The 11,240-nt window shown below is 43.0% G+C and carries 15 protein-coding genes and 1 pseudogene; 9 read left to right on the forward strand and 7 right to left on the reverse strand.

The genetic code is table 11. From position 1 onward, the window contains the following. A partial coding sequence (locus tag O9324_RS12615) for a DUF3782 domain-containing protein (RefSeq protein ID WP_288140368.1) occupies nt 1-527 on the reverse strand: 527 nt, incomplete at its 3' end. Nucleotides 528-773: 246 nt separating this feature from the next. Continuing rightward, nucleotides 774-1,376, reverse strand: coding sequence for a DUF3782 domain-containing protein (locus O9324_RS12620; protein WP_288140369.1), 603 nt, complete (start codon nt 1,374-1,376; stop codon nt 774-776). Between the two features lie 665 nt (nt 1,377-2,041). On the opposite strand from O9324_RS12620, the gene O9324_RS12625 reads away from it, so the two are divergent. From O9324_RS12625 to O9324_RS12640, 4 genes are all read left to right on the forward strand, one after another. Beyond that, nucleotides 2,042-3,574 carry an NHLP bacteriocin system secretion protein gene (locus O9324_RS12625; protein ID WP_353851714.1) on the forward strand — a complete coding sequence of 511 codons (1,533 nt, stop codon included), beginning with the start codon at nt 2,042-2,044 and terminating at the stop codon, nt 3,572-3,574. A gap of 64 nt (nt 3,575-3,638) precedes the next feature. Further along, on the forward strand, nt 3,639-3,815 hold the full coding sequence (locus O9324_RS12630) for a hypothetical protein (protein ID WP_002735384.1): 177 nt from the start codon (nt 3,639-3,641) through the stop codon (nt 3,813-3,815). A 55-nt stretch (nt 3,816-3,870) separates the two neighbouring features. Continuing rightward, on the forward strand, nt 3,871-6,081 hold the full coding sequence (locus tag O9324_RS12635; protein ID WP_288140371.1) for an aromatic acid exporter family protein: 2,211 nt from the start codon (nt 3,871-3,873) through the stop codon (nt 6,079-6,081). 273 nt (nt 6,082-6,354) lie between these two features. Then, nucleotides 6,355-6,579 (forward strand): DUF433 domain-containing protein, encoded by a 225-nt coding sequence (locus O9324_RS12640; RefSeq protein WP_002753441.1) that lies wholly within the window; start codon nt 6,355-6,357, stop codon nt 6,577-6,579. Nucleotides 6,580-6,871: 292 nt separating this feature from the next. Here the strand turns inward: O9324_RS12640 and O9324_RS12645 are convergent, their stop codons facing one another. After that, nucleotides 6,872-7,084 (reverse strand): type II toxin-antitoxin system HicA family toxin, encoded by a 213-nt coding sequence (locus O9324_RS12645; RefSeq protein WP_002763902.1) that lies wholly within the window; start codon nt 7,082-7,084, stop codon nt 6,872-6,874. A 2-nt stretch (nt 7,085-7,086) separates the two neighbouring features. Further along, nucleotides 7,087-7,284, reverse strand: a complete 198-nt coding sequence (locus O9324_RS12650; protein ID WP_002738180.1) for a type II toxin-antitoxin system HicB family antitoxin — start codon at nt 7,282-7,284, stop codon at nt 7,087-7,089. A gap of 367 nt (nt 7,285-7,651) precedes the next feature. Between O9324_RS12650 and O9324_RS12655 the strand changes: the two genes are divergently transcribed. From O9324_RS12655 to O9324_RS12665, 3 genes are all read left to right on the forward strand, one after another. Beyond that, complete coding sequence (locus O9324_RS12655; RefSeq protein WP_288140372.1) at nt 7,652-7,876, forward strand: DUF433 domain-containing protein; 225 nt, start codon at nt 7,652-7,654, stop codon at nt 7,874-7,876. A 191-nt stretch (nt 7,877-8,067) separates the two neighbouring features. Further along, nucleotides 8,068-8,286 carry a hypothetical protein gene (locus O9324_RS12660; RefSeq protein ID WP_288140373.1) on the forward strand — a complete coding sequence of 73 codons (219 nt, stop codon included), beginning with the start codon at nt 8,068-8,070 and terminating at the stop codon, nt 8,284-8,286. Beyond that, complete coding sequence (locus O9324_RS12665) at nt 8,279-8,671, forward strand: pepsin/retropepsin-like aspartic protease family protein (protein WP_288140374.1); 393 nt, start codon at nt 8,279-8,281, stop codon at nt 8,669-8,671. Before O9324_RS12660 ends, O9324_RS12665 begins: the two co-directional genes overlap by 8 nt. 612 nt (nt 8,672-9,283) lie before the next feature. Here the strand turns inward: O9324_RS12665 and crr are convergent. Further along, entirely contained in the window at nt 9,284-9,793 is a 510-nt protein-coding gene (gene crr / locus O9324_RS12670; RefSeq protein WP_002788764.1) for a PTS glucose transporter subunit IIA, read from the reverse strand. A gap of 282 nt (nt 9,794-10,075) precedes the next feature. Here crr and O9324_RS12675 point away from each other — a divergent pair, with 282 nt between their 5' ends. Together O9324_RS12675 and O9324_RS12680 are read left to right on the forward strand one after the other, a co-directional pair. Next, nucleotides 10,076-10,486 carry a phage integrase N-terminal SAM-like domain-containing protein gene (locus O9324_RS12675; protein ID WP_288140375.1) on the forward strand — a complete coding sequence of 137 codons (411 nt, stop codon included), beginning with the start codon at nt 10,076-10,078 and terminating at the stop codon, nt 10,484-10,486. Next, on the forward strand, nt 10,458-10,631 hold the full coding sequence (locus O9324_RS12680) for a hypothetical protein (protein WP_002791477.1): 174 nt from the start codon (nt 10,458-10,460) through the stop codon (nt 10,629-10,631). The genes O9324_RS12675 and O9324_RS12680 overlap by 29 nt, the downstream gene beginning before the upstream one ends. A 3-nt stretch (nt 10,632-10,634) precedes the next feature. Here the strand turns inward: O9324_RS12680 and O9324_RS12685 are convergent. Both O9324_RS12685 and O9324_RS12690 read right to left on the reverse strand, forming a co-directional pair. Beyond that, nucleotides 10,635-10,790, reverse strand: a pseudogene (locus tag O9324_RS12685) (universal stress protein); the annotation flags it as partial. A 79-nt stretch (nt 10,791-10,869) separates the two neighbouring features. Further along, on the reverse strand, nt 10,870-11,067 hold the full coding sequence (locus tag O9324_RS12690; RefSeq protein ID WP_288140376.1) for a peptidoglycan-binding domain-containing protein: 198 nt from the start codon (nt 11,065-11,067) through the stop codon (nt 10,870-10,872). Nucleotides 11,068-11,240: the final 173 nt, after the last annotated feature.

Consider the following 11,240-nt stretch of genomic DNA (forward strand, 5'->3'; position numbering starts at 1 on the left):
ATCGCTGCCACCGCTCCCAAAGCTTTTACATCTCGAAAACGAGGCATTAACCGTTTAAACTTAGCCAAACGTTGTAAATGCTCATCCACATCCCTTTGAGTTAACTTACTTTTGACTTCCACTAAAATGGCATCGGTATCATTTACTACTAATAGATCAATTTCTAAACCCTCATTATCCCGTTTTACCGAAATACCGGGGTGAAACTCATGCACATCAATACCCCGCTCCTGAAATAGACGCACCACCGCAGGACGTACTTGCCACTCGACAAATTCTCCTAAACGATTGCCTAACTCCCCAATCTGCTGACTAACCCTGTTAATTTGCTTATCTGTTTCCTTGATTTGTTGATCCGTTTCTTTTTGAGCTTGGGATAACTCTTGTTGAGCTTGGGATAACTCTTGTTGGGATTGGGATAACTCTTGTTGGGATTGGGATAACTCTTGTTGGGATTGGGATAACTCTTGTTGGGATTGGGCCAATTCCTTTAGTATTTCCCAAATGTCTTCAATAGTAGCTGTCATAATGAATTTCTCTCAAGTTAAAGTGATGTAGCCGATACTCAAGGGATTTAGTATAATTTTAGCGTTGATTATTGGCGGGAATGGAATCGGCTCTCTTGGATTTGGTGGGTAAAATGTATTCTAAGATACATTCCTCCTAGGGAGGGAGTGGAACGAACCACAAAGACACAAAGTACACAAAGATCAACCATAATGTAAGTTAAACTAATCGCACAGAACCTATAAGATTTCGAGAAAAAGCTAAACCTACCAAACCTGGGGCGTAAACTCCGCATCATTTAAAATTATTACATTTTCCCCTGACTGCACCAACACAAATAAACCCTGACGACAAGCGTAACTCGCCACCTCATTGGGAACAATCATCGCTGCAACCGCTCCCAAAGCTTTTACATCTCGAAAACGAGGCATTAACCGCTTAAACTTGGCCAAACGTTGTAAATGCTCGTCCACATCTCTTTGAGTTAACTTACTTTTGACTTCCACTAAAATGGCATCGGTATCATTCACTACTAATAGATCAATTTCTAAACCCTCATTATCCCGTTTTACCGAAATACCAGGGTGAAACTCATGGACATCAATACCCCGCTCCTGAAACAGACGCACCACCGCAGGACGTACTTGCCACTCAACAAACTCTCCTAAACGATTGCCTAACTCCCCAATCTGCTGACTAACTCTGTTAATTTGTTTATCTGTTTCCTTGATTTGTTTATCCGTTTCTTTTTGAGCTTGGGATAACTCTTGTTGAGCTTGGGATAACTCTTGTTGGGATTGGGATAACTCTTGTTGGGATTGAGCTAATTCCTTTAGTATTTCCCGAATGTCTTCAATAGTGGCTGTCATAATGAATTTTCTCAAGTTAAAGTGAAATTTTCTTTATTATAGCCCGATCGCTTTTTCTCCCTTGAAGTAATACTAAATCCGTTGAGTAACGCACAGAAAACGGGTTTCTCCGAGAAACCCGTTTTCTACTCATGCACTCATGCAAAACGGAGAATAAATAATCAGTTTTTAATAACTGGATTTAGTATAACCGTTCAGGAGGGGACAAAATCTAGTAATCTAAAAAGACTTAGAAAAGAGCCGCTACTGTGAGAGAGTAGTATCCGTGGCTCTCTCTGCTGCCCCAGGAGAGTCCTTCCACAGAGTCAATGCCACTGGCGGCTTGACATCCCCCCCCTGAACGGTTACAATGAATCTATACGCCTTATGTAAGTTAGAAGCTGGAATGGTGTAAACTCCTTCGATAGATTATCTCTCTAGTCGGAGTGTTGGACTCAAACACTTGATCCCTATTAGGTTGTTTTAGGTCGCATCAAGTGTACTACTTTATTAGGTTTCTTACAGGAAATTTTAAAGGTTTGAGCCTTCGGTAAATCTTTCGAGGTAGCCTAGTTATCATACCTCAAAAATAGCTTGAGCGATTTTTTCAGGGGATTTTCCTAGTCTAAAGTAATATCCTCTGAGTGTTTATCATGTTACAAATTAAGTGATTTTTACTCATTACAATGGCAAAAAATCAAGCCGAATCTATGTCTGATCAGAATCATCAGCAGCCAGATATGGGTGCGAAGAAAACAACGCAGGCTAGAATAGAACATCAGGATAATAATCAAATAAAAACGGGAATTGATCCTAAAATTGATTCAGAAAAAACGTTTAAATATTCGGAGCCAACAGGAAGATTAGGGGAGATAATCCTGCGCTTAATGCCGGTGGGTCTTTTGCTCGGAGGACTGAGTTATTGGGCGATAGTTGGTAAGATTCCGACTCCTATTCAAGGACGAGCGGTCATTTTGATTCCTCGTTCTATTGTTAATATCGAACCCCGTCAAGGTGGACGGGTGTTAACCCTCCTGATTCAACCGGGAGATTCTGTCAAAAAAGGGCAATTACTGGCAACTTTAGAGTTTCCTGAATTGGAAACAGAATTAAGGGATAAAAAGGATAGACTAGCAGATCTCAAGCAGCAGGATAAAAGAGTTGACTCTATTGAAGTGAGTCGTCGCCAATTGAATGCAGCCTCAATAGAGCGCCAGCAAAAGGCCAATCAGCTTCAGATTAAAGCACTTCAAGTTCAATTAGCCAGTAATCAAAAACAGCGAGAAGCTTATCTCTCCCATGCTCGATACCTTAAAAATTTCCAGAACTCAACGGATGAAAGACTAGCCGCCTACGATAAACTTATCGAAGAGGGGGCTGTCGCCAAGCTAGATTTTCCCTCCTATTTATTTCAGTTCAATAATCTAGAGGCTTCTAATAGTATCAATCGCGTCCAAATAGAACTCGATCGCCTTAAGGGGGTTGATGAAAGCCTGCGAGCGCAGATGAACGCATTGACAGCCCAGAATAATATACTAAACACAGAAAAACGGCAAATAGACCTGCAAGATACAGCCAGTGATATTCTTCGTTACAATGCGATCGCTGACCAGCAACGAGAGATTAATACCTTAAAAACCACCATTCAAGCCAACAAAAATGTAGTGAGTCTGTACAACGGCCAGATTTTAGACTTATCTGTTAATCCGGGGGAAGTTCTGGCCCCGGGGGGACGCATAGGTACGTTAGAAGTCTCCAATCTAAAGGCCAAGACCAACGTGGTAGCTTTGTTTAAGAGCGGTGATGCCAAACGATTAGAACCGGGCCAGGAAGTAGAAGTCGTTCCCGATCTCTATGATCGCGAACGCTATGGGGGTATCGTCGCTAAGGTCGTTTCCGTCGATCAGCAGCCGGTAACTGTGGCAGAACTGGCAAATATAGTGGGAAGTAATGAACTCGCCAGCAAGCTGTTTCTGGGTAGAGATGAAGACGATCGCGATAAGCCTATACCCGTCAATGCAAGTGTTATCAAAGCCACTTTAGCCCTGAAGGTCGATCGCAATACACCGAGTGGTTTTTACTGGACTCAAGCTAAGGGAGCGCCCCAAAGAATCACCAACGGGACTACCGCAGATGTCCATGCCGTGGTGGAAGAGCGTTCTTTAGTGAGTTACATAACCCCTGCTTTTCGCTGGGTTACAGGGGTGTACGACCGTTAACCACAATCTTGCGAGCGTAAGTAGCTAAAAGAAACAACGACTAGAATAAACGGTTAAACCTAATATGGAAAATCCGAAAAGACGTTCTCAATGGTGGACTTGGTGGTTTAAGTGGTGGATTATCGCCGCAGCGTTTGTCTTAGTCATCTTGATCCATAGTGAGCCTCCTCAGCTTTGGTTTTGGTTGGTGACGTTTTTGGCACTCATTTTATATGGGATTGAGCGAGCGATTAATGGGTAACAATGAGTAAGTCGAAAAAGGATATAGAGATACCTTGGACAGTAAAAACGGGCTAATGATCAGACAGGGATTGAAGTTTTCCCTGGGTGCTGCTCTCTTAACGAGTTTCTTTTGGCACCGAGGAAATGTATTAGACAACTTTGTCTATCCCGTCTTTGGGTATGTATCTGTACTGATTGAGCCATCGATGGGAGGTGCGATCGCCGCAGGTTTGGGGCGTTTGGGGGGAAGTGCTTTGGGGGGAATCATTGCCGCTATCCTGGTAAACGCCTACGGAATCCAAGGCTCAAGTTTTTTTGTCATTCCCTCTCTCACCTACATTTTAGCCGCCCTGATCTGTGAAACTTACCGATGGCAAGCCGCTTATTCCCAAGCCACACTACTGGGCGCTTTAATTGCCATGAGAGTGGTAGGAACATCAGCACAACAAAATATCTGGCTCTATTTGCGATCGCGCCTCATCGATAACTGGATCGGAATCGCTGTGGGAATTGCTGTGGCCTTACTATTTTGGCCCCAGAATACTCGATCCGATCTCAACCGGAACTTGATGGGAATCCTTCAAGATATACCGCACTTGTTCCAAAAAATCCTCGATCGCTACCTAAAAACTGATGGCGACGAGCGGGATTATCCTCTTTCTATTGAGCAGAACGAGCTTAACTTACTCAATCAGATTAAAAAATCAACACAAACTAGCCTTTCAACACTCACAAAAGCAACCCATGAATTCGGTAGTGAGATATTGGTGGCAGAAAATTGGAGTGAAATCTTGGCAATTCAGAACCAATTGACTCGACAATTAGCTGATCTGATGGCTTTTAAAGGCGAAAAGCATGAACAAAATTTAGTGCATCAGTTCAGGGATGAATTTCACCAATTGGCGACTCATCTTATCGACAGCTTTGATAGCTTGAGGGATCTGAGTAACGCCAAAAAAATCTTAGCTACCCCTTACCTCACAGAATTAGAAGAAGATTTAGCGAATATTGGAGGTAAACTTGATCATCTCCGAACCAGTGGAGAGATTGACCGGTATGATGTTCAAGAATCACTACAGTTTTATCAATTTATTCAACTTGTATCTCGATTTATTCAACAATGCGAGGGATTAGGAGGCAGGATAATCGATAAAACCAAAGTAACTGCAACTTTCAGGCGAAGACACCTGATTACCTTTCCCAAATGGGCCCCTATACCCCTAAAACGCCTGAGAGAAATTGTCAGTCTTGGCCTGGTTATTGGTTTGTTACTGGCTATTATTCGTCACATCGAGTTTCCCTATCCTTCTGCTTACGAAAAAGTGGCAGATATTGTGATAATAGGTGCAGTGGTCACTGTCATTCAACCGACACGGGGTCGAGCGATCGCAATCGGTTGGGCGGCCACTGTTTCCTTGAGTTTGACGATTCTCTGTATTTACCTGTTGGTCAAGTCCTTTGGTTATAATCCTTTTAGTAGCAGTCTGGCTTATTTTTTCGCCTACTTCAGTTGTGCTTGGCTGGGGTTTACGCCGATCGCTCGCATCGGTGCGATTGTAGCAGCCGATGCCATCGGGAAGGATATTTTTCCTTTTTTCGAGCAAGGAATTTGGGCTGCACTAATTTCAGTTCCCGTAGGCGCGTTTCTGGGGGTGTTGCTGACCACTGTATTTATGACAAAATCGGCTACAAACGAACTGGAAACAGGTTTTTCTGTGACTTTTAAGAAAATGGGACAGCTATATCAAAAACTGCTGTCAGGCTATTTTCAGGATACGATACCACCCTCAGATATCGCCCAACTGAAGCAGGCAATCACAGTGGCGATCGCTCAACATCCAGCCTCGGTTAAGATTGCCAGTCTCGAACAAATTTCCACAGTTTTAGCAACCAAACACCAAAATTTTTGGAATTTCTCCATCGGCTACGAACAAAAACTCTGGGCTCAACTGGATGCTTTACAAGATGGGCTACAGCAACCGCTTCCTGAACCGATACGACAAAAGTTTTTACCTGAATTACAAGCGATTGCACAACAAACCGCGATCGCTTTTGATGAAATTGCTGAGGCGATCGCTGCCCAGGTTATTCTCAACCCACCAAAGTTAGAATTGCTCATCGAAGAAATTGAATCCCTTGAGAAGCAATTACTGAGCTTGCGGGTTGAGAGTCGAAGTTACCCCTTAAATGAGCTAATCGCCTTTAGCTCGGCTTTTATGACGATGAAAGCCATTGCCAGCAACTTAAACCAAATGAGTCAAGACTTACCTGCTTACACCCAATAGATAATAGGCAAATATTATCAGCCTGAAGGATTTCTGCTCTCAGGGCTGTATATTCAGAGTGTAGGGTGCGTTAGGCGGCTATCAATTTAGTCAAAAAACTAAAATTAATAATTCGCCGTAACGCACCCTACAAGATCGGCGTGCTGCTACGCAGTGCCTTCGGCATCGCACTCAACCAACCAAATGACGGCGTTCCAGTGCAGCGACTTGTTATACGGCTGTTTTTGTGCAATGTGATCTAAAATAAAGGCATCTTACGACTAGGTGACAACAATGTATAAAATTTCTGTTAACCCTCAAATTCATTTTGGTAAGCCCTGCATAGAAGGGACGCGCATCACTGTGCAGAGTGTTCTTGAGTTGCTAAATGAGGGACTCTCTTTCAGTATAATTATTCAGGATTATTACCCTGATTTACAAATTGAAGACATTCGTGCTTGTCTGCAATATGCTATCGCTTTAGTAGCGGCTGAAGACATTAAACTCGTGTCGGCTTAATAATAAAATTTCTTCTCGATCAAGACGTTTACGCAAATGCTCGATCGCTTTGGCAATCACTTAATCTTGGCGATCGATATGATGTAGCCTGTGTTAGCGTTAGCGTAACCCACGGATTTTGAACATTAGATAAGGTGCGTTCACTTCATTAACCCACCCTACAAGATCGGCGTGCTGCTACGCAGTGCCTTCGGCATCGCACTCTGTTATGAGTTGATTGATGTTGGGTTTCCTTGGGTCAACCCAACCTACGGGCGAGGCGATCTGCTACGCAGTGCCTTTGGCATCGCACTCATAATAGTTTACGAAATTCTGCGACTGTCAAACCAGCATCTTGAACAATTCCACCCATTGTAAATGCCTTAATTGGATTGTGCCTTGGAAGAGCAACTTGACGCACCCCATCACTCATGATGATATGTTTGCCTTGGCGAATGATCCGAAAGCCTACCTTCTCCAAGGCTCGTACTGCATCTAGGTGATTTACGCCAGGAATTCTAGGCATAGTTACACCTGCATTTCAATTTCACGAATTTCCCCATCTTGCAAGCGTTCTTCTAAGGCTGCAAGATACTCACGAATTGCATCTTGGATATTGGTTAATGCCTCTTCCTCAGTATCTCCCTCAGACCAACAACCGGGGAGCGCAGGAACGCCAACAGTAATTCCTTCTTCAGAACGATAAAGGACAATTTTGTATTTCATCATAAGTTCCTTCTAGATAGCACTCCATTTTAGCTTGATAGAATTATGGATGTGGGATCAAATTGTAGCAACAGCGGAACCTCACAGCAAACTTGATATGGTTGGGTTTCCTTGCGTCAACCGTTCGGCAAAAGCTCACGGCCGAAGTTCAACCTACAGGCTACTCTAGGCTATTTATTCCCCTAGAAACGAATCGCACCGTTACATTTGATTAACGCACCCTACAAGATCGGCGTGCTGCTACGCAGTGCCTTCGGCATCGCACTCAACCAACCAAATGACGGCGTTCCGGTGCAGCGACTTGTTATACGGCTTTTTTTGTGCGATGTGATCTAAAATAAAGGCATCTTACGACTAGGTGACAACAATGTATAAAATTTCTGTTAACCCTCAAATTCATTTTGGGAAGCCCTGCATAGAAGGGACGCGCATAACTGTGCAGAGTGTTCTTGAGTTGCTAAATGAGAGACTCTCTTTCAGTATAATTATTCAGGATTATTACCCTGATTTACAAATTGAAGACATTCGTGCTTGTCTGCAATATGCGATTGCTTTAGTATCGGCTGAAGATATTAAACTCGTGTCGGCTTAATAATGAAATTTCTCCTCGATCAAGATGTTTACGCTATCACTGCAAGATTTCTAATTGATGCTGGACATGATGTGGTTCTTGTTGCTCAGCACCGACCAACCTGATACGGTCGGTGTGCAACGGGATTGTTAGACCGTACCTCACAGATCGCTTATGATCAATTTATTCTCGCATATCTAGAAGTTTAAGCCATGTCACTCACTGAGTTAATTCTTCTGGTCAACAATCTGAGCCAGACAGACAAATTATCACTCTTCAAACTCCTAGCTGCACAAATCCCGGATGCTGAACTACGGGTTATCTTTTCCGCATCAGAGTATCCGATTTGGTCGCCCTACGATGCCACGGAAGCCGCCAATATTCTGATGCATATGATTCAGGATGACCGAGAGGCATCTACCCATGCCTAGTACAGTCGAATTTCCCCTTTCCGACGATGAAGCATTACCCACGATTCCCATCACTCTGAGTCATGCAGGCCTTTCTGTTTCTGCGAATGCCCTGCTGGATACCAGATCTACGGTCAATCTATTACCTTACGACATCGGTCCGCAATTGGGTGCAATTTGGGAGGAACAAACTGTCCGCTTGCCATTGGCCGGAAATCTTGCAAGGGTTGAAGCACGAGGGTTATTTGTGTATGTTCAAATTGGGAATTTGGAACCTGTTCGTCTAGCCTTTGCTTGGGCAAAAACCTCTCAGATACCCTTAATTCTTGGGCAAACGAACTTTTTTCGAGAATTTGATGTCTGTTTTCAACGATCGCGATGCACGATCAAAATTATCCGCTTCTAATAAGGGTCGATGTGTTTTGGGTGGGATCGCGCTTTTGGTTAGTGTTGATAGAGAAAAGCAATGCTGGGTTTCCTGCCGTCAACCCAGCCTACGGAGATAAACGATCGCACTTAATCTTGGCGATCAAATATGATGTAGCCGGTGTTAGCGTTAGCGTAACGCACGGATGTTGAACCTGAGATAAGGTGCGTTCACTGCGTTACCGCACCCTACAATATCGGCGATCGCACAACAAGATTTGCGATCGCACAACAAGATTTGCGATCTGCTATGCAGTGCCTTCGGCATCGCACTGAATCTTTGCGATCGATATGATGTAGCGTGTGTTAGCGTTAGCGTAACGCACGGATTTTGAACATTAGATAAGGTGCGTTACATTTCATTAACGCACCCTACAAGATCGGCGATCGCACTTGCTCTCGTTTGCGATATTGAGTTTGTTACATTTTGGCTCTTCTGGTTTCTGTGTGGAAACGGGGTCTATACTGATAGTTTCTTCAGCAAAATAGTCCTAAAAGTCTTTGCCAGTAAACATTTCACGATTCTATAAGCAAAAATTATCACACAAAGTCGAGAAGAGCCACATTTTAATAATCAATTGTGTTGAGTACGTTATTTTGTAACGCGCAAAATAGGTGTTTCACCTACCGTGACATTGCCAGAAAGCTTGTTCAATTCTTTAATTTCATCCATGTTGGAGATAACAACTGGTGTTAGAGTTGATTTTGCTTTCTCTTCTAAAAGAACTAAATCAAATTCGAGGATAATATCACCTACTTTAACTGTTTGACCTTCTTCGGCAATACGCCTGAAGCCTTCCCCCTTTAATTCCTCTGTATCTATACCAAAGTGAATAAACAGTTCAATCCCTTCGTCAGATTCTATAGAAAACGCGTGGTTTGTTTCAAATATCTTGCCGATTGTTCCATTTACAGGGGCAACCATTTTGTTTCCTGATGGTTTTATAGCGATACCATCCCCAACTATTTTCTTAGCGAACACAACGTCAGGAACATCCTCTATATTGATAATTTCGCCAGAAATTGGTGCAATGACTACGATTGCATCTGCATCTAAACCATCGTCGTTTATTAGGGATTTCAATTTATTAAAAAGACTCATATTACATCTCCTTATGATAATTGATGTGGATGTTTTTATTGTACTGAATGTGTTATTGCCTGTATGTTAACCAAGTTGTTGGATAAAACTAACTATACATTATGCGGAAAGTTTCCGTATATCACGCCAAATACACATTTTTTTAAGAATCTTTCCGTATATTACGCTCAAATGGAGCGATCGCGAGAAGTTTTCCGTATAATATTACGATAAGCGTGTTATGCCGATTAGCGTACTCTTTTATGAACCCTCCCCCACCCCGAAAACTCCTAGACGTAGTGCGTGAAACCATTCGCCCTACCGCATTACTCCTACCGCACCGAACAAACATATCTGGACTGGATTAAGCGTTATCTGCTCTTCCATCAGAAAAAACATCCCCGTGAGATGGGAAAAGAAGAGATCAAGTCCTTTTTGAGCCATCTTGCCGTTGATAAAAACGTTGCCGCCGCCACCCAAAACCAAGCCCTCAACGCCATCCTCTTCCTTTATCGGGAAGTTCTTAAAATTGAACTGGAAAATATCGGTGCATATTTACGGGCAAAACGCTCCAAATGTCTGCCCACCGTCCTCACCAAAAAAGTAAAAATGGCTGATGATTTTAGCGATCGCAAAACAGACTGCGATCGCTGCTCAGGTTATTCTCAACCCACCAAAGTTAGGATTGCTCATCGAAGAAATCGAATCTCTTGAGAAGCAATTACTGAGCTTGCGGGTTGAGAGTCGAAGTTATCCCTTAAATGAGCTAATCGCCTTTAGCTCGGCTTTTATGACGATGAAAGCCATTGCCAGCAACTTAAACCAAATGAGTCAAGACTTACCTGCCTACACCCAATAAGGGCTAAATCCCTTCTTTTCTAGCTAAAAGGACGGGACAATTGACATTAACCCGCACATAATCCGAGAGGGAAGTACCGAGAAGGCGATCGAGATCCGGTAAACTCTTAGCCACGGAAGGACGGCGATCGGGCGACCCCAACAGTAAGAGATCGACGTGTGCAACTATAGTTATTGTTGCAACAATTTTTAGGGATTAAGCATTAAAGCTTACTTTGTATTTTCGCAAAAAGCTCCGTCTATGCTGAAAGTCCAAGAGCTTTTTTCGTCCTATCACCGACAATTCCGTCAACAGGGTCTAAATTAGCTTGATCTTGAAATTGAATAACCGCTTGAGCCGTTCCTTGTCCAAAAAAACCGTCTGCTCCCATGTCTCCAACACTGAAACCTTTTTCAATTAATTTTTTTTGAACTGCTTTAACATCATCTCCTTTCATTAAAGGAGTGGTTAAAAATAGTAAACGATTGCGGCTCTTCGTTACTTGTTATGGTTCGATAGGGGGGCATAAATCGACTAAATCCTTATCTGACAAGAGACTTAATTGATTAGTTCGCTCTAGAGCAAAAACAATTGACAAAAATCGCTAAATGCCTTTCTCTATAAGGGTTC

It is taken from the genome of Microcystis sp. LE19-84.1B (genome assembly GCF_027531875.1).
GTDB classification, from domain to species: domain Bacteria; phylum Cyanobacteriota; class Cyanobacteriia; order Cyanobacteriales; family Microcystaceae; genus Microcystis; species Microcystis panniformis.